The 25,059-nt window shown below is 30.7% G+C and carries 15 protein-coding genes; 14 read left to right on the top strand and 1 reads right to left on the bottom strand.

Annotated features, from left to right (window positions below; all coding sequences use genetic code 11):
- Window positions 1-7 precede the first annotated feature (7 nt).
- The 8 genes from ACYEKI_RS03450 (at window position 8) to ACYEKI_RS03415 (ending at window position 14,892) form a co-directional block, all read left to right on the top strand.
- Window positions 8-2,401 (top strand): TonB-dependent receptor domain-containing protein, encoded by a 2,394-nt coding sequence (locus ACYEKI_RS03450; RefSeq protein ID WP_459209764.1) that lies wholly within the window; start codon window positions 8-10, stop codon window positions 2,399-2,401.
- A 155-nt stretch (window positions 2,402-2,556) separates the two neighbouring features.
- Window positions 2,557-3,498, top strand: a complete 942-nt coding sequence (locus tag ACYEKI_RS03445; protein WP_459209763.1) for a TauD/TfdA family dioxygenase — start codon at window positions 2,557-2,559, stop codon at window positions 3,496-3,498.
- A 112-nt stretch (window positions 3,499-3,610) separates the two neighbouring features.
- Entirely contained in the window at window positions 3,611-5,245 is a 1,635-nt protein-coding gene (locus ACYEKI_RS03440) for a cyclic peptide export ABC transporter (RefSeq protein ID WP_459209762.1), read from the top strand.
- A 119-nt stretch (window positions 5,246-5,364) separates the two neighbouring features.
- Window positions 5,365-9,834, top strand: a complete 4,470-nt coding sequence (locus ACYEKI_RS03435) for an amino acid adenylation domain-containing protein (protein WP_459209761.1) — start codon at window positions 5,365-5,367, stop codon at window positions 9,832-9,834.
- Between the two features lie 306 nt (window positions 9,835-10,140).
- On the top strand, window positions 10,141-11,514 hold the full coding sequence (locus tag ACYEKI_RS03430; RefSeq protein ID WP_459209760.1) for a serine hydrolase domain-containing protein: 1,374 nt from the start codon (window positions 10,141-10,143) through the stop codon (window positions 11,512-11,514).
- Between the two features lie 190 nt (window positions 11,515-11,704).
- On the top strand, window positions 11,705-13,102 hold the full coding sequence (locus ACYEKI_RS03425; RefSeq protein WP_459209759.1) for an alpha/beta hydrolase family protein: 1,398 nt from the start codon (window positions 11,705-11,707) through the stop codon (window positions 13,100-13,102).
- A gap of 7 nt (window positions 13,103-13,109) precedes the next feature.
- Complete coding sequence (locus ACYEKI_RS03420) at window positions 13,110-14,177, top strand: sensor histidine kinase (protein ID WP_459209758.1); 1,068 nt, start codon at window positions 13,110-13,112, stop codon at window positions 14,175-14,177.
- Entirely contained in the window at window positions 14,164-14,892 is a 729-nt protein-coding gene (locus ACYEKI_RS03415) for a LytR/AlgR family response regulator transcription factor (protein WP_459209757.1), read from the top strand. Before ACYEKI_RS03420 ends, ACYEKI_RS03415 begins: the two co-directional genes overlap by 14 nt.
- A gap of 52 nt (window positions 14,893-14,944) precedes the next feature.
- Here ACYEKI_RS03415 and ACYEKI_RS03410 read toward each other — a convergent pair whose 3' ends face one another.
- Window positions 14,945-15,508, bottom strand: coding sequence for an inclusion body family protein (locus tag ACYEKI_RS03410; RefSeq protein WP_459209756.1), 564 nt, complete (start codon window positions 15,506-15,508; stop codon window positions 14,945-14,947).
- 433 nt (window positions 15,509-15,941) lie between these two features.
- On the opposite strand from ACYEKI_RS03410, the gene ACYEKI_RS03405 reads away from it, so the two are divergent.
- The 6 genes from ACYEKI_RS03405 to ACYEKI_RS03380 are packed head-to-tail and all read left to right on the top strand — an operon-like array spanning window position 15,942 to window position 25,005.
- Window positions 15,942-19,187: a SusC/RagA family TonB-linked outer membrane protein gene (locus ACYEKI_RS03405; RefSeq protein ID WP_459209755.1), complete on the top strand. Its 3,246-nt coding sequence runs from the start codon at window positions 15,942-15,944 to the stop codon at window positions 19,185-19,187.
- A gap of 19 nt (window positions 19,188-19,206) precedes the next feature.
- On the top strand, window positions 19,207-20,646 hold the full coding sequence (locus tag ACYEKI_RS03400) for a SusD/RagB family nutrient-binding outer membrane lipoprotein (RefSeq protein ID WP_459209754.1): 1,440 nt from the start codon (window positions 19,207-19,209) through the stop codon (window positions 20,644-20,646).
- A 20-nt stretch (window positions 20,647-20,666) separates the two neighbouring features.
- Complete coding sequence (locus tag ACYEKI_RS03395; protein WP_459209753.1) at window positions 20,667-21,854, top strand: alkaline phosphatase family protein; 1,188 nt, start codon at window positions 20,667-20,669, stop codon at window positions 21,852-21,854.
- 54 nt (window positions 21,855-21,908) lie between these two features.
- On the top strand, window positions 21,909-23,165 hold the full coding sequence (locus ACYEKI_RS03390; RefSeq protein ID WP_459209752.1) for a DUF5690 family protein: 1,257 nt from the start codon (window positions 21,909-21,911) through the stop codon (window positions 23,163-23,165).
- Window positions 23,165-24,325 (top strand): TIGR03364 family FAD-dependent oxidoreductase, encoded by a 1,161-nt coding sequence (locus ACYEKI_RS03385; protein ID WP_459209751.1) that lies wholly within the window; start codon window positions 23,165-23,167, stop codon window positions 24,323-24,325. Before ACYEKI_RS03390 ends, ACYEKI_RS03385 begins: the two co-directional genes overlap by 1 nt.
- Window positions 24,322-25,005 carry a phosphonatase-like hydrolase gene (locus tag ACYEKI_RS03380; RefSeq protein WP_459209750.1) on the top strand — a complete coding sequence of 228 codons (684 nt, stop codon included), beginning with the start codon at window positions 24,322-24,324 and terminating at the stop codon, window positions 25,003-25,005. The genes ACYEKI_RS03385 and ACYEKI_RS03380 overlap by 4 nt, the downstream gene beginning before the upstream one ends.
- Window positions 25,006-25,059: the final 54 nt, after the last annotated feature.

The following is a 25,059-nucleotide window of genomic DNA, read 5'->3' as shown; positions in this document are numbered from 1 at the left end:
AAATTAAATGATAAAACTGAAAATTTTAATAGTCTTACTATTATTACCAATTATTGGGATAACACAAATTAAAATAAAAGGTACTGTAATAGACGGTGATTCTCCTGTAGTATTTGCTAGTGTGGAGTTAAAAGATATTAAGAACAAAACTATAAATGGAACTATAACAGATGAACAAGGAAAATTTATAATTTCTGATATAATAGATGTAAAAACAGTTGTTATTAGTTTTATAGGGTTTGAAAAAAAAGTTATTGATTTAACTACAAAACAGTTCGAAAAAGATATTGATTTGGGAACAATTATATTAAAAGAAGATGCTCAATATCTTGATGAGGTAGTTATTAATGCAGAAAAGAAAGTGATAGAATATAAAACAGATAGGATTGTTCTAAATATAGAAAATAATATAATAGCAAGTAGTGGAGATGCAATTAATGCTATTAATACAGCCCCTGGTATTTTAATTCAAGATAATGTTATCAATATATTAGGTCGAGGAGCTTCAAGGATAATGATAAATGATAGAATTATCAATTTAAGTGGAGAAGATTTAATAACTTATCTTAATTCGATACCAGGATCTTCAATTAAAAGTATTGAAGTTATAAAAAATCCTCCAGCAAAATATGAAGCTCAAGGAAATGGAGGGCTAATCAATATAATTTTAAAAAAAGCAAAAAGCAATTCTTGGAATAATTCAACATCTTTGATCTTTGATCAGAATAGATATAGTTTTGGAAACTTGTCGAATAATTTCGTATATAACAAAGAAAAATTAAGTTTTACAATTAATTTAAATGGAAGAAAAGGAGCTGTTAAGGCCTTTGAAAATATCGATTTTATTTATCAAAACTCTAGAACGGAATTGAGGTCGGTGAGCAGAAAAACAAATGATGATATTACAGGACGATTTACCTTAGATTATGACTTTACTAATAATTTATCTGTAGGAGTACAGTATTCAGGAAGATATAATGATCCAGATCTCATAGATTCAGAAGTTAGAACAACAGACTTTGATAATACCAGCTCAATTAATACTATAGTTGTTGGTAATCAGTATTTTGATAATGATAATAAAAATCATTCATTCAATACACATGTAATTTATAAGCTAGATACTTTAGGAAGAAGAGTTTCTTTAGACTTAGATTATTTTGATTTTGAATCAAAAAAGAATTACGAAACAGTCAGTAATGAATTTGATTCTAATATGAATTTAATTGGTGATCAAGATATTTATAGAAGAGATTTTTCCTTGTTAGGTATAGAGAATAGAAGTATTAATATAGATGTAGAACATCCTACTTCATTTATAAATCTATCTTATGGAGGAAAATATAGTCTTATAGATTCTAAATCAAATAATACTTCTTTTGGAGGGACAGCAGAAAATGAGATTGAAAATGATAATTTAAAAGATCAATTTACATTTGAAGAAAAAACTTTTGCAGCCTATTTAAATGGAAATAAAGATGTGGGGGAAAAATTAAGTTTACAACTAGGTTTGAGGCTAGAAAACACCTATAACGAAGGTATATCGATAAATGGACAAATGAATAAATTTGATTACTTAAAATTATTTCCATCATTATATGCAGATTACCAATTTAATGAGATTAACTCTATTAATTTTTATTATGGAAAAAGAATAGATAGACCCCAGTTTAACGAACTTAATCCATATAGATACCAGAATAGTAATTTAATAATTCAAGGAAACCCTTTTTTAAATCCTTCTTTTACAGATGCATATGATTTGACATATTCTTACAAAAATAAGTTTAGTACAAATGTTTATCTAATTGTAACTGATAATGGGTATAATTATGTTAATATTCCAGACACTTCAGATAATACAGTTTTAAGAGAACCATTAAACTTCTTTAGATTCTATAATTATGGTATTGGAGAAATATTCAATTCAACGATTAATTCTTGGTGGAAAACAAATAGCTCTGTTTATTTAATTAGAGCTAGTGGAAAAACTCTTGTAGATATTGATACAGAAATTTTAAGTGGTTTCCAATTTTACTTTTCTTCAAATAATAGCTTTTCAATTGGAAAAAATACGAAATTACAATTAAATTATTATTATAATTCAAGGTATAAGAGCTTACTGATAGATAGAGGGGCAACATCTAGATTAGATATAGGAATGAATCAGTCATTTTTTAAAAATAAACTAAAATTCGGAGTTGTATTTAATGATATTTTTAATGATTCAAGAGCACAAAACTTAGTTTCAGTAGTTAATGGAGTTAAGAGTGTTATAAATGCAGATTATAGTAGGAGATCGGTTAGATTTAATGTATCGTATAGTTTTGGGAATAATAAAATAAGAGGTGGTAGTCAACGATCAGGAAATAAAGAGGAGCTTAAACGATCAGGAAATTAAAGAGATATTTAATCCAGATATAAAAGATGAATTATTCCCATGACTAGCTTACAATATTTCTCAATAACTAAGTTTGTTTATAAATTCATTCCTTTTATCAATATTCAAAATAAAGGAATTATTCTATACTTAATTCTATAAAAATCAAATACGAAATGAAATCTAAATCGCCTTTCCCATTTATATGGGAGAAAGAAACTAGTGAAATTAAAAGTTTACCAGAATTGTTAAATAAGAAATCAAATGAACTAAAAATATTATTATCTAAAAATGGTGTAATCCTGTTTAAATCATTCGAAATAAATACCCCAGAAAAGTTAGAAGAATGTGTGAATGCATTTCCGGGTAGTTCCTTAAATTATTTAGATGGAACTTCACCAAGAACTAAATTGCAGAATAAAGTATATACCTCAACAGAATACCCTCCAGAAGAATTTATCTCCTTACATAATGAACTTTCTTACAGCAATTCTTGGCCAAGTTTTCTGTTTTTTTGTTGTGAAATTCCTGCTGAAACAGGAGGGAGTACAGCAATAGCAGATAGTCGATTACTTTTGTCAGATCTTTCAGAAAGTACTAGAAAACTATTTAAGAAAAATGGAGTAATGTACATTAGAAATTTACATGGTGGTTTTGGTTTTGGAACTTCTTGGCAAAATGCCTTTGAAACAGAAGATAAGTTAGATGTTGAGAAGTATTGTGAGAATAACGAAATAGATTATGTGTGGAATGATGAAGGAGGATTAAGATTATTACAAAAGAGGGAAGCTATAATAACTCATCCTATTTCTGGAGATGAAGTTTGGTTTAATCAGGCAGATCAATTTCACCCCAGCCAGCATCCGAAAGAGGTTTATGAGGCTATGTTAGATTTGTATGAAGGAGATTATATGAAAATGCCTCAATATGCCACTTTTGGGAATGGAGACGAAATTCCAATAGAATGTTTTGATGAAGTAAGAGAGGTTGCTAAAAAAAACATGGTTACTTTCAAATGGGAAAAAGGAGACTTAATGCTTGTAGATAATATTCTTGCAGCTCATGGTAGAACTCCATTTGTAGGAGATAGAAGGATATTGGTATCAATGCTTGCTTAGTTTATGAAATTATGACTTTTAAAATAAATAAGAAAGGACATTATATTATTTATAGAGATAGTATGGGGCTGATATTTTCTAACAAGTTCAAATTTATTATAAAGTACGTATTATGCTAAAACTAAACCTAAAAAGTATATTATATTTATTACTATATGCTATTCCTAATACGATCTTAAGTTTTGGGATTATATATGTGATTAATAACGTCCTTGCAGGAAATAGAAGTTTTGATAACGAGTTTATCCCTTTTCTTTTTGTTTGGACTGTTGCATTTACATATCTTATAAACATAACCTTTCAAAGGTGGCTGAACAAACATGTATTCAGCATGTTATATGCAAATGAAAAAAAACTATTTGAAAAAATATTAAGATCACCTTTATCTAGCTTAGAAAAACATGGAAGTCAACGTTTTTATACAGCTATGAATGATCTTAGAACCTTTTCTACATTACCTTTTGCAGTTACTCATACTATTACATCGATATTAATGCTGGTGTTGGGTATAGGATATATGTATACTCTATCTGCAATATCGGCAACAATTGTTATTGGAATCATTATTTTGGTTGCAGGATGTTATTTTATGATAATGAATACTATGTCTAAAAAGGTTGAAATATTACGAGGTAATAATGATCAATATTATGGTTTTGTGAGAGATTTGATAGCAGGTTTTAAAGAACTGAAATTAAGTTTGTCCAGAAGAGAGAATATAATGGGGAAATACCTAGTTCCTAATAGAGATAAATCAGAAGAATTGGATTTTCAGGTCAATTATGTTTTTTTGTCTATTAACTTGATAAGTCAATATGGGCTATATTTGGTAATTGCTGCAATTTTGTTTGGACTCCCAGCTCTTGGATTTCTAGAACGTGAAGATGTGATAGCCTATGTTGTGGTGATCTTGTTTCTTTCCGGTCCAATAAATAATTTGATTAATCTCCAACAAACTTATACAAGTATTATAGTTGCTAATAAAAGAATTAAAAATTTTGCCAAGGATTTTCAAGCGAATGATAAAGAAGAAAAACTTCAAGTGATAAACCAACCAATGAATTCTTTAAAGTTTAAAGGTATCTATTTTAATTATCAAGATAGTAATAACGAAAAGGCTTTTTCTTTAGGGCCAATTAATCTTGAAATTACTAAGGGAGAGGTTGTTTTCATAGTTGGCGGAAATGGTTCAGGGAAAAGTACATTTATAAATATTCTTACTGGACTATATGAACCAACAGGAGGGAATGTTATTCTTAATGATACTAAAAATATAAATATCAACAGCGAATTACAGGATTCGATGACAACTGTTTTTACAAATAATCACTTATTTTCTAATAACTATGAAAATTATAAATTAGAAGGAAACACTGAGTACGAAAGTTTGTTAAAAATAATGAAATTGGACAATGTGGTAACAGATGATAAAGAAGAATCTGCAAGAAGAAATTTTTCTAAAGGTCAAAGTAAACGAATGTCCATGATTTTTGCACTTCTTGAAAAAAAGCCCATTCTTATTTTGGATGAATGGGCAGCTGATCAAGATCCTCATTTCAGAAAGTATTTTTACGAAGAATTAATACCAAGTTTAAAGAAAGAAGGAAAAACAATTATCGCAGTCACTCATGATGATGCCTATTTTCACCATGCAGATCGAATTGTGAAGTTTGATAGCGGTAAAATTGTGAAAGATGTTAAAACTGAAAAAGAAATGCTGACTACTGAAAATCTTTGGTATAAATAATAAGTTTTTCAGCAACTAATTTTTCTTTTATCACTTTCTCGTTCTCAGAAACAACTTACTTCACAAGTTTTGACATTTGGTAATATTCAAAGTCATTCCTACAAAATATTTTTACCTATATGAAACTTACATTGCCACAGCAGGATGTATATTTTGAACAACTTATATATCCAGAAACTCCTATATATAACATCGGAGCAAAAATTGAAATTAAAGGAGATATCGATATACAAGCGTTCAAAGAAGCCTATATAACTTTGATTGATCAACATGATGCCTATCGTATGATTTTGGTAGAGAACGATGATAAAGTTGAGAGTAGAATTTTAAATAAGCATAATGCTGAATTAGGTTTTGTTGATTTCTCAATCAAAGAAAATCCAGAAAAAGAAGTAGATACTTATATGCGGCAGGAGTTTGTAACACCTTTTGATTTCCATGACCAAAAGTTGTTACATAGATTTACATTGTTAAAGGTAGCCGATGATCTACACTATCTTTTTTCGGTTTATCATCATATTATAACTGATGGATGGGGAACATCTTTAATGTTCCAAAGATTGGTACACAATTATAATGAAATCCGAGAATTTGGAAAAGTATGCTCTACCTATCCCTATAGTTATACAGATTTTGTACAAGAGGATGGAATATATGAACGATCAGAGGTTTTTGAGAGTGACAAAAAATATTGGCTACAGCGATTTGAATCCCTTCCCGCTAATGTATTTACAAAAAAAGAAGAGAATCAAACTGTTATCAAAAACAAACGAAAAGAACTATGGATAGAAAGAAGTGTTTATAATCAACTAAACGGATTGGGTAAGAAACAAAATTCTTCCACTTTTCACATTATATTAGGAGTATTGTATCTATACTTTGGTAGAAAACATCAAATTGATGATTTCGCTATTGGCCTACCTGTATTGAATCGAAGTAAACGTAGTTATAAAAATACAGTGGGGCTTTTTATGGGGGTTAGTCCTTTACGAATACGATTGGATTTCAATGCGTCTTTTCAAGAATTAGTGTTAACGATTAAAGAACAATTGAGAAAAGATTATCGTCACCAACGATTTCCCTTGGGAAAGTTGGTTAAAGAATTGCAATTGTTTCAAGAAAAAGATCGACTATTTAATATTACGCTTTCTTACGAAAAACAAGATTACTCGACTAATTTCATGGGTACAAAAACTCGAGTACTACCGATGACTCATGGGACAGAAAGAGTAGCAATGGCAATATACATTAGAGAATTTGACGAAAAAGAAGATGTTAAAATAGATTTTGACTATAATCTAAATTATTTTGATGACCAAGAAGCTGAAACTTTAGTAAATCATTTCGAGATGTTGATCCATAATGTCATTTCCAAGCCTTCTACTAAGTTAAAGGATTTTGAATACGTATTAAAAGAGGAAAAACAAAAGTTCTTGACTTGGTTCGATAGTAGATCATGGAATTATCATGAAAATGAAAGCAATACAATTTTAGATTTATTTGTAGAGCAAGTCAAGGAAAATCCTAATAAAGTAGCCGTTCGAGATTTAGAAAAATCATATTCATATCTAGAACTTAATGAAGTTTCTAGTAAAATAGCAAGTTGCTTAGAGAAAGAGATAGGCAATCATAATGATGCTCCAGTGGCGATAATGATGGATCGATCAGCAGTACTAATTCCAATTTTACTTGGGGTTTTAAAGTTAGGGAGACCATATATTCCTTTAGATCCTAATTTTCCCAATGAAAGATTAAAATATATTCTTGAAGATAGTCGAACAATGGTAATTATCGGGGATTCAGAATATTATGGGAATATATCATCTGAAATTACATTTTTTGATGTAGATGATTTGGAAAATAAGGCAATATTAAGTACTAGATCGTTTTCAGCATCTGTTTCACCAGAAAGTACTGCTTATATTATATATACTTCGGGGTCTACAGGAAACCCAAAAGGCGTTGGAGTGCGACACAAGTCACTTTCTAATTTTTTGAATAGTATCGTGGAAAAACCAGGTATCTCAGAAAAAGATATTCTTTATTCAGTGACGACTATGTCATTTGATATTTCAATTTTGGAGTTTTTTGCACCTTTAGTCGCTGGCGCAACTATATATATAGCAAACAAGAATACACTATCCAATCCAGAAATAATATACAAAGAATTAGTAGATATTGAACCCACAATAATTCAAGCAACACCTGGGTTTTACCAAATGATATCACATGTAGGGTGGAAAGGTAGTAAGCAATTAAAAGTATTATGTGGAGGAGATTTGCTGAGTGAATCTTTGGCCAATGAATTGATCAAACATAATAAAGAGGTTTGGAATATGTATGGTCCAACAGAGACAACTATTTGGTCTGGAATTAAAAAACTTGAAAAACCCAAAGATGCTGTAATCATAGGGGAACCAATACTAGAGACTTGTTTTTATATTTTGGATGCATATATGTACCCAGTACCTATGGGAATCCCTGGGACTATTTTTATAGGAGGAGAAGGAGTTGCTATAGGATATCATAATAAACAAGAATTAACACAACAAAAATTTGTAAAAAACCCGTATGATAACAACTCAATATTGTATAATACAGGAGATATTGGGAGGTGGAATTATAAAGGAGAAATAGAATTTTTAGGACGTGAAGATCATCAAGTGAAAATTCGCGGATACAGAGTAGAGTTGGGTGATATAGAAACAAAACTTAATAATTTTCAAGAAATTAAGGAATCGGTTGTTTTGGTTAAAAAAGGAGAACAGCAAGAGTCTTTTTTGGTAGCTTTCATACAGTTTGTTTCAGTTGATAAACAGTTATCACCAGATCACATTATTCAAAAAATAAGAAATCAACTCCCTGAGTATATGATTCCTTATACTATACTTTCAGTAGAGAGTTTTCCGATGACACCAAATCAGAAAGTGGATCGTAAAGCATTACTGAATAAGATTGCAAACCAACATTATAAAAAAGTAGGATTTGTTGCTCCATCTTCAATGATAGAAAATGAATTAGAAGCCTATTGGAAGCATATTTTGAATATCGATACTCCTATTAGTGTTCATGATAATTTCTTTTCTTTGGGAGGACATTCACTTAATGCAGTACGATTGTCTGGGGTTATAAATGAGAAATATCATTTTAATTTTAGCTTAAAAACTATTTTTGATAATCCAACAATACAATCACAAGCAAGGTATATATCCTTAGGAGAGACAGAGGCATCATTACAAACTATCTCCAAAGCTACATCAAAGGAATACTATCCTTTGACTCCTTCGCAGTACAACATTTGGCTGGCATCTCAACACCATACAGGAATGTCTATTGCATATAATATGCCTTCTGTATACGAAGGAAGAGGTACATTGGATGAAGAAAAACTGGAAAAAGCAATTGACAATATCGTAGAAAAGTATGAAGTTTTAAGAACCAATTTTGTAGAAATTCGGGGAGTTCCTTATCAAAAAATTGATAATGATAAAAAATTTAAACTCTCGATAAACAAAAACATACAAAGTACAACTCAAGTTAAAGATAAAATTAACAAAGCCATTCACAAGGAGTTTGACTTGAAAAAAGATCTTCTTTTTAAGGTATTCATTTTTCAAACAACACAAGGAAAAACAAGCATCGTGTTTTGTACTCATCATATTATTATGGATGGATGGTCCTTGCAAATTTTTGTTCGAGAATTAATACAAAATTATAAAGAGTTAACATTAATTGAAGATGATTTGAGTACAAACTCATTACCTATTCAATTTAAAGATTATTCAGAGTACCTTATTTCAGGCATAGAAGGCAATAAGGAAAAGTTACAATCTTTTTGGAAGGAATACTTGGAAGGGTATCAATTTAAGCCTTCCTTTATGCTGGATTATACTATTGAGAATGTAAGAAAGCATGATGGTGCAATGTATTCCTATAAATGGTCTCGTGAGATAACCAAAAAACTAAAAACAATTTGTATTGACAGAGAATTTACATTGCATACTTTTTTGGTTGCTTCTTTAAAATTATTGATACATAAAATGTCTGATCATGAAGATATATGTTTGGGAACACTCAATTCAGGAAGAAATAATATAACAACAGCCCATCAAATTGGAATGTTTGTCAAAACAGTACCATTGAGAACTATAATTGATCCAGATGTGTCTTTTGCGAGTTTTACAAAAATACTTCATAAGGAATTGACGAAGTTGGATAAGTATCAAGATGTACCTTTGAATACACTGAAATATAATTATTTTGATATACTATTGACTTATCAAAATCCAGATTTTTCACTCCAGGATTCGATAGAATTAGGTGATAGTTCATTAATATATAACCATACTGATATAAAATATAGCAGAATTCCTTTGTTGTTTGATTTTTCGGAATATCAGAATCAATTAAAAGCAGAAATAACGTATAATTCAGAAATGTATACAAAGGAAACGATCATACTTATATCTTCCAAGTTTGATAAAGTATTGGAAAGTGCAATTAAAGAATTCGATATGGTTATTAAAGATATAGATGTATCACTCAAAGAAGAAAAGGTTAACTCAATCGATTTTAATTTTAATTTTTAAAATATAAATGGCCATACATTTTATTTAGATTACTCAAACTTATTATAAGCTTCTTGTTAAGTTATCTTCTAATATCCATCGGAAAGCGTACTGTGATTGCATCATAAATAATAAAATAATACCATATTCTGAAATTCAGATTTTTGAATATAAACTTGAAACATTCACTAAAAATGAGAATGAGATGACAAAAATTTCACACTTTTAAAATGATAATATATGCTTCTGATTTTAGATTCTCAATGACATATACATAAAAAAAAATACTATCAAAAAAATATACAAATCATTAAAAAAATAAAATAAATGAGAATTATTAAATTAGGTTTTGCCTTACTCTTTGTATCCTTAATTGCTTTTATTTGGTATCATTCACCAATATTAAATCTAATCACTGGATATTCTGCCAAAAATATGAGTTCTTCGGTGTTTGTAGCCAATCGAAGTTTAGAATATACTAATACAAGAGATAATGGTTTACAATTAGTGAACTTAGCTGATGATGAAATAGATAAAGGTAATTCTTGGGCAACAGCTACAGTTTTTGGTGTTATGAAACGAAAGGCCGTTTATAGAGAAGGTCTTGGAAGTGTGTTAATCAATGATGACTATGATCCTGAAAAATCTTATTTAAAACCAAATAGATTTCGTGAGAACAGACAGTTACCTTATCCTTATGGAGTATTGCCTCAAAAAGATACAATTTTTCCTGAAGTTGATTACAAAGCATTAGAAAAAGTAGTAGAAGATGCTTTTGACAAAGAAGGAGAAGATGTTAAAAAAACAAGAGCTGTTTTAGTACTGTATAAAGATCAAATTATTGCTGAAAAATATGGAGATGATATAACTCAAGATTCAAAAATATTAGGCTGGTCTATGGCCAAAAGTATTTTAAATGGAATGTACGGTGTATTACATAAAGAAGGTAAAATAGCGTTAGATGATCCAGCTCCAATAAAAGAGTGGCAAAATGATAAACGGAAAAATATTACATATCGTAATTTGTTACAAATGAGTAGTGGATTAGAATGGAAAGAAGATTATAGTACTATATCAGATGTAACAAGTATGTTGTTTTTAGAAACGGATATGTCTAAATCACAAATAAAAAAAGAATTGTTATATGAACCAGGAGAAAAGTGGTTATATTCTTCTGGAACTACCAACTTATTATCTGGATTGATTAAAAAGCAATTTAAGACTCACCAAGAATATTTAGATTTTCCATATAAAAACTTAATTGATAAAATAGGAATGAATTCTATGTTATTAGAAGCAGATCTTAATGGAAATTATGTGAATTCATCCTACGCATGGGCAACACCTCGTGATTGGGCAAAATTCGGATTATTGTATCTACATAACGGAAATTGGAACGGTGAGCAAATATTGGATCCATCTTGGATAGATTTTACAGTTAAACCAGTTCCCGATTCAAAAGGTATTTACGGGGGACATTTTTGGTTAAATGCTGGTAGATCGATGAGAGATGTTCCAGGAGATATGTTTTACGCCAACGGGTTTCAGCAACAAAATATATTTATAATACCTTCAGAAGACTTAGTAATAGTTAGATTTGGTTTAACAGATGTATGGCTTAACTTTAATGATATGATAGCTGGTATTATAGGTGCTACTAATAAAACTATTAAAAAAGAAATCACTAGTATTGAAAATTAATGATTACTTTATAAAATTCTATGTTAGAAAAAAACGGAGCTGATTTCAGCTCCGTTTTTTATTTATGTGATTTTCTTTAATAGAAAAAGATCATGCCGTTCATAAAGAATTAAAAACCACTTATCATAATTTCAAAAAACGAACTAGAGAATAGCAGTAGATTTATCTTGTAATTAAAAATCAAAACATTATGATTTCTATAGCCAAAATAATCGTAAAAGCTGCATTGTATTTATTAACTACTGTTATCTCTGCTCAAATGGTGACAGGAAGTTGGTCAGGAAACTTAGATGTACAAGGAACAAAAATTCCATTAACATTTAATATAACTCAAGAAGACCAAACCTATATAACAACATTAGATAGTCCATCACAAGGAGCGATGGGATTAGCCACTTCGAGTACAAAAATAGATGGAAAAACAATCCATATTGATGCTTCTGGATTGGGGATAATTTTTGATGGAAACATAGAAGGAAAAAGCATAAAAGGAACCTTCAAACAAAATGGAATGGAATTACCGTTAACATTAACACCATCCAAAGATGAAATAAACAAACCGGTAAGACCTCAAGAACCTAAGAAACCATATCCATATATAGAAGAAGAAGTAACTTTTATCAATAAAAACGCAGATAACATTACGTTGGCAGGAACATTGACGTTGCCTAAAAATGTTAAAAAACCAGCAGTAGCTATTTTAATATCTGGATCTGGACCTCAAAATAGAAATGAAGAATTATTAGGTCATAAACCTTTTTTAGTATTGGCAGATCATTTAACAAGAAACGGAATCGCGGTATTGCGATATGATGATAGAGGAACCAGTGAATCAAAAGGAGATTTTGCTACTGCAACTAGTTATGATTTTGCAACAGATGTAGAAGCTGCTATGGAGTATTTAAAAACACGAACAGATATTGATGCTAATAAGATAGGATTGATAGGACATAGTGAAGGTGGAATGATAGCTCCTATTGTAGCATCAACAAATAAAAACGTGGCTTTTGTAGTAATGTTAGCAGGATTGGGAGCCACTGGAGAAGAAGTATTGTTAACACAAGCTAATAAGAATATAGAAATGCTTGGAGCATCTCAAGATGTAATTGATTTTAATACCAGCTATACAAATAAAATATATAAAGTAACACGAAATTTTAAAGGAGAGTCGTTAAAAAAAGAATTGGCAAAGATCTTTAAAGAAATGGGAGAAAATGCACCAGAAATGTTTAAATCAGAATTAAGTGAAGCTGGAATCAAACGTAGAATAGAACTATTTTCAAGTGATTGGATGCTAGGACTATTAAATTATAATCCACAAAAATACTTATCCAAAGTTACATGTCCTATTTTAGCTATTAATGGTGAAAAAGATGTACAAGTAGATGCAAAAGCAAATTTAAATGGGATTGAAACTATTTTAAAACAAGCTAACCATAAAGATTTTACTACAAAAGAATTAAAAGATTTAAATCACTTATTTCAAACATCAACGACAGGAGCATTTAGTGAATACCAAGCAATAGAAGAAACATTTGCACCAAAAGCATTACTTTTAGTTTCAAATTGGATAAAAGAAAGATTCTAATATATAGATGATCAAGATACAAAACAAGACATATTGGGGATTACAAATATTTGGGTGGGGAATACTTTGTAGTATAAATACTATTACAAAAATAATTATAAGCTCTCCTACTATAAACGAACAACTTTATTTTTTAATAGAAAGTTTAGCCATAGTTGCATTTGGGATTTTATGTAGCCATAGAATACGACACTATATAAAAAAAGTACAGTTTTTTGAACAGAGTCATCCAAGAAAATATGTAAAACTATTAGGTGTAGTAATTTTAGCGGGAATTTCATCAGCTATAGCTATCTATACAATCAGTTATATTGGAATAAAGAGTTTAAATGTTTCTGATGAAGATTTTGTTTTGTTAAAGATCGTAATAAGTACAATTAATTTAACCTTATATCAATTCTTTTGGACAATTATTTATGTTGTTGTAAAATCAATAATTAAGCTACAAAAAGGTAAAGTTACACAAGCACGATTAGAAGCAGAATTAAAAGCTTCTCAACTTAATATACTTAAAGGACAAATAAATCCTCATTTTATGTTTAATAGTTTAAATAATATTAGAGGATTAATGTTAGAGGACGTAAATAAGTCTAGAGAAATGATCACGCGATTATCAGAGATGTTAAGATATTCCTTGAATAGTAATAAAATAGATACCATTACAATAGAAGAAGAATTAGATATCGTTGAGAATTATATAGCATTATCAAAGATACAATTAGAAGATCGACTTCAATATAAAGAAGAAGTAGCACCAGAAACACTCAAAGCAAAAATACCTCCTATGTTGATACAAATGCTTATCGAAAATGCAATCAAGCATGGTGTAGCAAAGGAGAAAGAAGGCGGACTAGTTGCATTAACTATTCAAGAGCGAGAAAACGAAATTAATATCGAAGTTATAAATACAGGAACACTTGCTAACGAAAACAATACAACCCAGATAGGTGTAGAAAATATTAAGAAACGATTGCAATTACTATTTGGAGAAACCGCTAATTTTAAATTAAAACAAGAAAACAAAGAAGTAATTGCTAGTATCAAATTGCCAATAAATACAGATGAAAGAAACTAAAAGAACAGCAGTAATAGTAGAGGATTCTAGATTGGCAAGAAACGAACTTAAAGAACTAATCAAGAATCATAATGAGATAGAAATTATAGGCGAAGCAGAAAATGTGGACGAAGGTTATGATTTAATTATAACAACAAGACCAGAAATTCTCTTTTTAGATATCAATATGCCAGGCAAAAATGGTTTTGAATTATTAGAAATGCTTGATGAAGTACCCTTAGTGATTTTTACAACAGCATATGATGAGTATGCTATTAAATCATTTGAGTATAATGCATTCGACTATTTAATGAAACCCATTAGTGCAAAACGATTTGGAGCAACTATTCAAAAAGTTTTAGAAAAAGAGCAAGAACAAATAGTACTGGAGAGTGATAAAAAGAACTTGAATAGTCAAATTTTTATAAAAGAAGGTGAACATTGCTGGTTAGTAAAAATAGGAGAGATTAGTTTATTTGAGGTTGACGGAAATTATACACGTATTTATTTTAGAGATCAAAAACCGTTAATCTATAAATCCTTAAATCAAATAGAAGAAAAATTACCAGAGAAATACTTTTTTAGAATTAACAGACAACAACTGATCAATATTAACGAGGTAATAGAAGTAATACCATGGTTTAATGGTAAATTAAAGATTAAACTTAAAAATGGAAAAGAAGTTGAGGTATCTCGTAGACAATCCTCTACATTTAAAGATTGGTTGAGTTTTTAAAAAATAAAAAGCCCTAGATCATCTAGGGCTTTGATATATCATAGAGTTAATCTTAGCTAACTGTAATTTTTGGATCCCATTTAAAATAACCATATAACTCAGGATTACCTCCTCTACGACGTTCATATAGAGCAAACCAGATTGTGAAATTTTGAGAGCCAACTTTTTCTACATCAGCTTGATAAAAAGAGAATGTTCTATTTTCAAACAAGGGCGGTAAAGGATTCGGTTTATTTGGAATAGGTGTTTTGGTTTCAAACGACCTAGATATAAAAGAACTAAATACATCATCACCACTTAATTTGGCAACATTATAAAGTACTACTGGATTTTCGAAATTATTAAACTCAGATACAGCACTCATGCGAACTACGTCACCTACAGATGCGTTAAAGTTAATATTTATAGTACCTTGTCCAGATATAGCTTGATTATCTGAAACAACCATATACATATACCCAGATGGATTTATAGCTGTAGGTCTGTTTTTATCCTTACTAGGATTTTTAAAATCTCTTATAACTTTACTGGTATCGATCACTGTTTGTAGGTTAGTAATTCCACTTAGTGCAGCATAATCTAAAGTGTCTTCTAATACTTCAGTTTTTGTAGACATAATATTAAGTTTTGAATAATTGTTAATGATGTTTGAACTTTAAACTAAAGTACTCTGTTTTTTACAAATTTAAGTGTGTTTAAAACGTTGATTTTTAGTAGTTTTGGTGTGTTTTTGGATGAATTATGGTATGTTGAGAAAAGCGTTACTGCGTAACCTTAATAGTAAAAAATAACCATAAAAATTTGGAGTAAAAATTGATTACAAAATTTAAAACATATTAATATCATTATAATATAACGTACATTTAAGCAAGATTTAAAGTAGTTAATGTTAGCATAAACATATAGGTACTTAAGGATAAAGAATAGATAAACATAAGGTAGTGTACTTGAATAGATTAATATGGATTTTTGACCTGTAAAAATCAGTACAATTAATCTAAACTTCACGTATGAAAAGTGTATACCTATTCTTTTCAATACTTTTTCTAATGATAAGCACATCCATGTCTAGTCAAACAGGAATCAAAGGAAAAGTCATTGACGGAAAAATGCCATTATTAGGCGCCAATGTTACAATAAAAGAACTCAATAAAGGAATAGTAACAGATTTTGATGGAAACTTTGAAATCTTAGAACTATCAGCAGGACAATATACATTAGTTGTGTCTTATATAGGTTTTGATACCAAAGAGCTTACTGTTACAATACTAAAAGGAGAATTAAAGGATCTTGGTCAGATTACTTTGAAAGCTTCTGCAGAAAATCTAGAAGAAGTATTAGTAACTGCAATCGGAATAAAAAGAGAAGCCAAAGCATTAGGATATGCTGCACAAACATTAAAAAGTGAAGACATTACTGAAGCTAAGGATGTTAATTTATTAAATAATTTATCAGGAAAAATATCAGGAGTACAAATTGTACAAGGTGGTACAGGAGCAGGATCAACATCAAAAATTGTAATACGAGGAGAAACTTCTTTTAATTCAAATGATCCTTTATTTGTAGTTGATGGAAATCCAATTTTTAATAATGCAATTATTAACCCTACTACCGAAGCATCTTCTGGAGTACAAGCTATAGATTATGGAAATGCAGCAGCAGAAATTAGCGCTGATGATATCGGATCAATTACAGTTCTTAAAGGGGCAGGAGCTACAGCATTATATGGTGCCCGAGGAGCCAATGGAGTTGTAGTGATCGAAACTAAATCGGGTAGAGATCAATTTAATGTAGCATACAATTCTAACTTTTTTATAGAAACAATACTAACAACACCTCAATATCAAAATAGTTATGGACAAGGTGTCAATGGGGAGTTTGAATTTGGAGATGGTTTATCCGGAGGAATAGGAATCAATGATGATGAAGATCAAAGTTGGGGAGCACCTTTCTCGGCAAATATAGTAGTACCACAGTTTGATAGTCCTTCTCAATTAGCAGATGGTACTATAGTAAGAGGAGGTGATATTTACATAAGAGGATACAACCCTAATAATCCATCGGCAAACTTACCAGGAATAACAGCAACACCGTGGCGAGCACATCCAGATAACGTAAAAGATTTTTTTAGAACAGGGTTTACAAGCATAAATAATATAGCTATAGGAGGGAGTTTTGATAAAGGAGACTATCGATTATCATATACAAACCTTACTAGCGAAAGCATTATACCCAACAGTGATTTAAAACGAAATAGCGTTTTTCTTAAATCTAGATATCAGGTCAATGATAAGATGGCTGTAAAAAGCTCTTTTAACTATATCAATTCAAGAAGTGATAACAGACCTGCTAGTGGATATGGATCAGAAAACTTAATGTATGTTTTTACCTGGTTTGGAAGATCGGTTAACAGTAACAACTTAAAAGAGTATTGGCAAAGAGGATTTGAAGGAACACAACAATTTAATTACAATTATGCTTGGCATGATAATCCTTATTTTACAGTACATGAAAACCGAAATGAACTAGATAAACATCGATTGATAGGTAATATAACTTTAGATTATAAATTACATAAAAATTGGAGTTTAACAGTCAGAGGAGGGTTGGATTATTATAACGAATTTAGACCGCAATTTAGAGCTTTTTCAACACAACGTTTTGCAAATGGAGGTTATGTAGAGACAAATGCGACAGGATGGTTGAGTAATCTAGATATTTTAGCCAAATACAACAAAAACTTTACCGATAATTTAGTATTTACAGCAACCGTAGGAGTAAATTCCTTTTATCAAAAAGTTAGAGCAAGAACCTTATCTACAGCTAATTTATCAGTTCCAGGAATTTATAGTTTTAGTAACGCAGCATCACCTATAGAGAATTTTGAATTAAATCAAAGAGAAAGACAGAATTCGATATATGGATTATTTCAACTAGCATACAAAAACTATTTATACCTAGATATTTCTGGACGAAATGATTGGTCAAGTACATTAGCTTCAGCAACACAACAATCAGGAAAAGATGTATCATTTTTCTATCCAGCAATCTCTTCAAGTTGGATTCTATCAGAACAATTTGAATTACCAGAAACAATTTCGTTTTTAAAACTAAGAGCAAGTTTGGCACAAATAGGAAATGATACACAACCCAATCAAACCAAGAATTTATTTACAAATACAGGAACCTATAATTCACAACCGTATTCGTATTTAACGACTAATGCAGGTAATCCTAATATAAAACCAGAACGATCCACTTCGTTTGAGATAGGTACAGATATAAGATTGTTTAATAGTCGTATAGGATTGGATTTTGCTTATTATAATACCCTAGCCGAAGATCAAATTATTGCATTACCAGTAGCTAGTTCTAGTGGATTTACATCAAAAATAGAAAATGGAGGGTCGATACGTAGTCAAGGTATCGAAGCAATTTTAAATCTAAGACCAATACAAAATGATAAGTTTGAATGGTTATCTAGTTTTAACTTTTCAAGAAATAGAGCTATAGTCGCATCATTACCAACAGGATTTGATTCTTATACGATGGCCTATTCTCGTATCTACAATACAGCTTCTCGTACCGTTTGGGTATTTGCTAGAGAAGGAGAACGAGTAGGAAATATGTACGGAACAGGGTTTTTAAAAGATAATGATGGTAATGATATTTATAATGTAGATAACAATGGCAATGTAGAACCTATCAAAGATCCTAATCTTAGACTTTTAGGCAATTATAATCCAGATTTTACTCTTGGATGGAATAACCATTTTAAGTACAAAAATTTTGATTTAAGCTTTTTATGGGATTGGAGACAAGGAGGAACAATTATATCTAGACAATTGTCAATAGCTTCTACTTCTGGAAACTTAGAAACTACTGCATATAGACCAGAAGAAGGAATTCGACCTAATGGTGTTGTATTAACAGGGTTTGATAATAATGGAGAACCTCAAACAAGACCATTTGAAACTGGTGAAACAATGAATGCAGTACGTTATTACAAATCATTCTATGATAGAGATAATGAAGATAATGCAAAGTATGACGCTACATTCTTAAAGTTAAGACAAGTGTCTATAGGATATACGTTCCCAAAAACAGTATTCAATAGTTGGTTTGACGAATTTAGAGTTTCCCTTATAGGAAGAAATCTTTTGCTCTTTACAGAGAATCCACATTTTGATCCAGAAGTATTAGCAGTTCAAGGGCAGAATTTTGTACCGGGAGTAGAAGATATGGCATTACCATCTGCTAGATCATTTGGAATAAACGTTAATGCTAAATTCTAATTTAATCAAAGAGAGTCACATGAAAACAGTTAAAAATATAAAAATCATCCTAGTATTTATTATAGGAATTAGCACAGCTTGTACATCAAATTTTGAAGAGATTAATACAGATACAACTTTTCCAGAAACAGCTACACCAGCATTAGAATTTAGAGGAATTCTTTGGAGGTTAACAAATGCAATTACTGTAGATGGATGGGAGATAGGAAACAAATTAGCTCAGTTAACAACCAATCATGATTTTAATGGATATGATCGCTATGACGAATTGGTCAATTCAGAATTATGGGATAAGCTCAATATTGTACTTAGAGATATTAATTTAATGTTGCAAAAAGGAACTCAAGAAGAAGCGTATGCCGTGTATGAAGGGCCTCTTTTAATTATAAAGGCATATACGGCAGGAATGCTAACAGATTTATGGGGAGATGTACCATTTACCGAAGCTGGTAGAGGAGGAGAAGGTATTCTTACACCACGATATGATCGTCAAGAAGATATCTATACAGCAGATATGGGTATTATAGCTTTATTAACTAATGGAGCTGATGCAGCAGCAAATTACAATGGTAATTTTACTATTAATGGAGATATTATTTATGATGGAGATTTAGGGCTGTGGAAACGTTTAGGAAACTCACTTAAGTTACGTTATTTGTTAAGAGCATCAACTAAGATAAGTAATGTGGGAACACAAATGCAAACTACTATAGATAATGGTGTTTTTAATGACAATAGTGAAAATGCTAAAGTAGATTACCTTACTATAGATCCTAACAGATGGTATCTAGCCGATGCACGTAGTGGAGATATAGGATTAACACTCATGACAACAGCAGTAGCACAAATGTTAACAGATAGAAATGATCCTAGAATAGCAACATTATTTCAGCCTAATAGCTTAGGAAACTTCAACGGACTAGAAAGCGGAGTAAACGAAGCTTGGAAAGAAATCAATGGGTTTAATGTATCGGATTTTTCAAACCCTAATGCTACTCGTTTTTTGGCACCAGATACAGTTGATGCAACAATCATAAATTATGCAGAAGTCAATTTTATCATAGCCGAAGCAATTACTAGAGGATTACTTTCTGGCGATGCAAATACATACTACAATAGAGGAATTCAAGCTAATTTTGAATATTTAGACATAAACTTACCAGCAACATATCTTACACAAAATACGGTTGATTTAAATCAAGTTAATGATCCAATCGAAGCCATAGTTACACAAAAATGGATTGCAAACTTTGGTATAGGTTATGAGGGGTATTTTAATCATAGAAGAACAGGATATCCTAATTTATCACCATCGGTAGGTAATATTAATAACGATCTTTTTCCAGTACGATTTATCTATCCAGAAACAGAGCAAGTTCTTAATGGACAACATTATGAAGAAACTATTCTAAATCAAGGAGATGATAGTATAAATACAAGAATGTGGTTATTAGAATAGGTAAGATACAGTTTATACAAATGAAAAATAATATACAACAACTATGCATCTTTATAGGAATACTAATAAGTATTTATAGTTGCGCAGATACAAAACAAGCTGAAGCGAAAAGTAAAAAAGAAAAGACTCCAGTAGCTACAAAAAATCATAAAAAGAAAGATACCACATCCAAAGTATTTCTAATAACTATGGATGGATTAAGATGGCAAGAGTTATTTACAGGAGCAGATGCTCAATTGATAAATCATACAGAGTTTGTAAGTGATACCACAATATTAAAAAAAGATTTTTGGCGAGTAACTCCAGAAGAACGTAGAAAGACAATGATGCCTTTTTTCTGGATGACTATAGCAAAACAAGGTGTGATTTATGGTAATCGATCCTATGATAATAAAGTAAACCTTACAAATAATCATTGGTTTTCATATCCTGGATATAGCGAAATTCTTTGCGGTTTTGCAGATGATAAACGCATTTCCAGTAATGATAAGATTGATAATCCTAACATAACAATCTTAGAGCATTTAAATACCAAAGAACATTTTAAAGAAAAAGTGGCTGCTTTTGGGAGCTGGGATGTATTTCCGTTTATAATTAATGAAAATAGAAGTAAACTTCCTATTAATGCAGGTTTTGGTCTTGCCAAAGGAGAACTTACCGCAAGAGAAGCGTATTTAAATAAGTTACAAAAAGAAACACCAAGCCCTTGGTCTAGTGTGCGTCTAGATGTTTTTACACATAATTATGCTTTAGAATATATTCAAAAAAAACACCCTAAAATGGTATTTATCTCTTATGGAGAAACAGATGACTTTGCACACGATGGTAAATACGATCAATATTTATATGCAGCCAGAAGAACAGATCAGTTTATTAGTGATCTATGGCAATATATACAGCAAGACACTTTTTATAAAGATAATACGACACTGATCATTACTACAGATCATGGTCGTGGAACAAATCCTATTGAGGATTGGCAACATCATGGTAATAATTTAAAATATCACGGAAAAACATTTGTGATTAAAGGAGCAGATCAAGTATGGTTAGCAGCAATAGGTAGAGGCGTAAAAGCTAAGGGTGAACAAAAAGGAGTTGAGCAACTCTATAGTAATCAAATAGCAGCAACAATAATGGAGTTGTTAGGCGAAGATTATAATGAGCCTAGAGCAGGAAAATCAATAAAACTGCAATTAGAACAATAAATAAAAATGAGCTCAAGCTTAATGAAATCTAAAATGAGATTTAATCTCAACGAGATGAGATGGATAATACAAGCATCATTAGCAGCTTTTGGAACTTATTTTTGTATGTACGCTTTTAGAAAACCATTTAGCGTAGCTACATTTCAAGACATTATATATTGGGGTATTGATTATAAAATATTATTAATCATAGCCCAGATTATAGGATATACGCTCTCTAAATTCATAGGCATAAGAGTAATTGCAACTTTGCCACAACAACGTAGAGCTTGGTATTTACTGAGTTTTATTTTTGTAGCAGAATTGTCGTTACTCTGCTTTGCCTTGATACCAAGACCATACAACATCATCTGTATGTTTTTTAATGGATTACCATTAGGAATGGTTTGGGGAATCGTCTTTTCATACCTAGAAGGAAGGCGATTTACAGAGATAATGGGAGTGATTTTATGTACGAGTTTTATTGTCTCTTCAGGAATGGTAAAATCGGTGGGAATATATGTTATGGAGTATGTTGAGGTAACTGAGTTCTGGATGCCTGTTATTACTGGCGCAATATTTATAATCCCTTTAATATTATGCACTATAGGATTAGAATTAATACCGAAACCTACAGTAGAAGATATTAGGCTACGTAGTAAAAGAAATCCTATGACTTATATAGATCGTAAACGTTTTTTTAAACAACATCGATTACCTATGATTGCCCTTATCATATTCTATACAATATTGACCGCATTTAGAGATTTTAGAGACAATTTTACTAGAGAATTATGGGATGGATTGGGATATGGAGGAGACATAAGTGTTTATACTACGGCAGAATTGATTATAGCCTTTGTTGTATTAATAATTTTAGGACTGCAATTTCTAATCAAAGATAACTTCAAAGCTTTTACATGGTATCACAATATCATCATATTAGCATTAATCCTGATGGGGATAAGTACGTTGGGTTTTCAAAAAGGAATAGTCAACCCATATCTGTGGATGATAGCGAGCGGTTTTGGACTATATATGTGCTATGTACCATTTAATAGTTTGTTTTTTGATCGTATGATCGCTGCATTCAAATTCAAAGCAAATGCGGGATATTTTATTTATATGGCAGATGCCTATGGCTACTTAGGGAGTATTCTTGTATTGTTTTATAAGAATTTTGCTTCGGCTCAACTTTCCTGGGTAAAATTCTTTGTTTATGGTACTTATACACTTATAGTAATAGGGGTGATAACAATATATACTTCACTAATTTATTTTAAACAAAAGAAAGAACAACGAGAGCTTTCTACACAAGAACTTCATATCTGATGAGAACAAAATATGACCTTATCATAATAGGCGGAGGGGTATTAGGAACCTTTCATGTCTATCATGCATTGCAATTAGGATTAAGTGTAGCTATAATCGAAAAAGATAAAGCGCCTAGAAGTGCTACTACGCAAAATTTCGGACAAGTAGTGCCGTCTGGAATGAATAGTAAATGGCAAAAATACGGAAGAACTTCATTAGAAATTTATAAAACAATTCAATCCGATTTTGATATATCTGTTAGACAAAACGGAACAATATATATAGCTTCAAATCAAGAAGAAGTACAATTGATAGAAGAATTGCATAAACTTAATCAAGAAAATTCTTACTCATCTAGATTGTTAACAAAAGAAGAATGTGTAGCACAGTATAGTGGATTAAATCCAAAGTATGCCCGAGCAGGATTATATTTCCCAGAAGAAGTAACGGTAGAACCTCGACAAATGATTCATCGTTTACAAGAGTATTTAGTGAATCAAAAAGGATTAAAACTTTATACAGGAGTAACAGCTTTAGAATGTAAACGTATTGCTGAAGGAGTTCGTGTTTCTGCAACAAAAGGAGTACAAATAGAAGCTACTAAAGTGATTATTTGTAATGGAAAAGATTTTAAAACACTTTATCCAGAGCATTTTGAACAAAGTGATTTAGAAGTTGTTAAATTACAAATGATGCAAACCAAACCACAACCTAAAACATATACTCTTAAAGGATCTATATTAACTGGATGGTCAATACGCAGATATGAAGCTTTTACAGAATGTCCTTCTTTTAAAGAAATAAAAGCTAACGAAGATCAAAATACATTACAAAAAGAATGGGGCGTACATATATTATTTAAGCAAGCAGTAGATGGATCAGTTATTTTGGGAGATTCACATGAATATGCAGCAGCAAAAGATGCAGACGATCTGAGCTTTGATCATGATATAGCGATAGACGAATTTATGATAGAGGAATGTAAAAAAATTATAGCATTACCTACCTACGAACTTCAACATAAATGGATAGGGTATTATGCTCAATGTAAAAAACAAGATGTATATCTTAAAACAATAGACGATCATGTACACATTGTTACTGGTATAGGAGGAAAAGGGATGACAGGCAGTGCAGGTTTTGCAAAAGAACATATTCAAAAAATAATAAACAAATGAAATTAAATCATATAGCATTAGTAGTTTTTGATATGGCAGGAACTACCGTAAACGAAAATAATGTAGTTTATAAAACTGTACGTAAAGCTTTAGCAATACACGGTATAGAAGTTTCATTAGAAACCGTACTAATTCACGGAGCTGGTAAAGAAAAATTAGCGGCGATTCGGTCTATTTTGGATAAGCAAGAAGATCTTTTATTGCATGAAAAAACAGCAGAAGATATATTTGAGACCTTTCAAGAATTATTATCCGAAGCTTATAAAAAATTGAATGTTACACCACATCAAGGAGTAGAAGATTTATTTAAGCAATTAAAAGAAAAGAGTGTCAAAGTAGTCTTAAATACAGGATATGATAGAAAAACAGCATTAAACTTATTAGAAAAATTAAATTGGAAGATAGGGGAGACGATTGATGCCTTAATAACAGCAGATGACGTGATTAAAGGTAGACCCGAACCAGAAATGATACATAAGGCAATGCAATTGTTTGAAATAACAGATCCGCAAGTAGTACTTAAAGCAGGAGATTCTATCATTGATATAAAAGAAGGACAAAATGCAAATTGTGGAGTAACTGTAGCTGTAACTTCTGGAGCGCAAACTAAAGAAACTTTATCTCAGGCGAATCCTACAATAATATTGGATAATTTAGGAGTATTACAATCGTATTTTTAAAATGATTTAAATAATATACAAAGGTGATTTTAAATAGATCAAATGCAAGCAAAA

Origin of the sequence: Aquimarina rhabdastrellae, from assembly GCA_947387485.1 — a bacterium.
Taxonomy (GTDB): domain Bacteria; phylum Bacteroidota; class Bacteroidia; order Flavobacteriales; family Flavobacteriaceae; genus Aquimarina.
The sequence above is the reverse complement of the archived record's forward strand: the minus strand, read 5'-3'. Positions and strand labels throughout refer to the sequence as shown.

What these genes read in the sequence shown, in the direction of transcription:
- ACYEKI_RS03450 (WP_459209764.1), top strand. Translation starts at nt 8, where the DNA reads ATGATAAAACTGAAAATTTTAATAGTCTTACTATTATTACCAATTATT.
- ACYEKI_RS03445 (WP_459209763.1), top strand. Translation starts at nt 2,557, where the DNA reads ATGAAATCTAAATCGCCTTTCCCATTTATATGGGAGAAAGAAACTAGT.
- ACYEKI_RS03440 (WP_459209762.1), top strand. Translation starts at nt 3,611, where the DNA reads ATGCTAAAACTAAACCTAAAAAGTATATTATATTTATTACTATATGCT.
- ACYEKI_RS03435 (WP_459209761.1), top strand. Translation starts at nt 5,365, where the DNA reads ATGAAACTTACATTGCCACAGCAGGATGTATATTTTGAACAACTTATA.
- ACYEKI_RS03430 (WP_459209760.1), top strand. Translation starts at nt 10,141, where the DNA reads ATGAGAATTATTAAATTAGGTTTTGCCTTACTCTTTGTATCCTTAATT.
- ACYEKI_RS03425 (WP_459209759.1), top strand. Translation starts at nt 11,705, where the DNA reads ATGATTTCTATAGCCAAAATAATCGTAAAAGCTGCATTGTATTTATTA.
- ACYEKI_RS03420 (WP_459209758.1), top strand. Translation starts at nt 13,110, where the DNA reads ATGATCAAGATACAAAACAAGACATATTGGGGATTACAAATATTTGGG.
- ACYEKI_RS03415 (WP_459209757.1), top strand. Translation starts at nt 14,164, where the DNA reads ATGAAAGAAACTAAAAGAACAGCAGTAATAGTAGAGGATTCTAGATTG.
- ACYEKI_RS03410 (WP_459209756.1), bottom strand. Translation starts at nt 15,508, where the DNA reads ATGTCTACAAAAACTGAAGTATTAGAAGACACTTTAGATTATGCTGCA.
- ACYEKI_RS03405 (WP_459209755.1), top strand. Translation starts at nt 15,942, where the DNA reads ATGATAAGCACATCCATGTCTAGTCAAACAGGAATCAAAGGAAAAGTC.
- ACYEKI_RS03400 (WP_459209754.1), top strand. Translation starts at nt 19,207, where the DNA reads ATGAAAACAGTTAAAAATATAAAAATCATCCTAGTATTTATTATAGGA.
- ACYEKI_RS03395 (WP_459209753.1), top strand. Translation starts at nt 20,667, where the DNA reads ATGAAAAATAATATACAACAACTATGCATCTTTATAGGAATACTAATA.
- ACYEKI_RS03390 (WP_459209752.1), top strand. Translation starts at nt 21,909, where the DNA reads ATGAGATGGATAATACAAGCATCATTAGCAGCTTTTGGAACTTATTTT.
- ACYEKI_RS03385 (WP_459209751.1), top strand. Translation starts at nt 23,165, where the DNA reads ATGAGAACAAAATATGACCTTATCATAATAGGCGGAGGGGTATTAGGA.
- ACYEKI_RS03380 (WP_459209750.1), top strand. Translation starts at nt 24,322, where the DNA reads ATGAAATTAAATCATATAGCATTAGTAGTTTTTGATATGGCAGGAACT.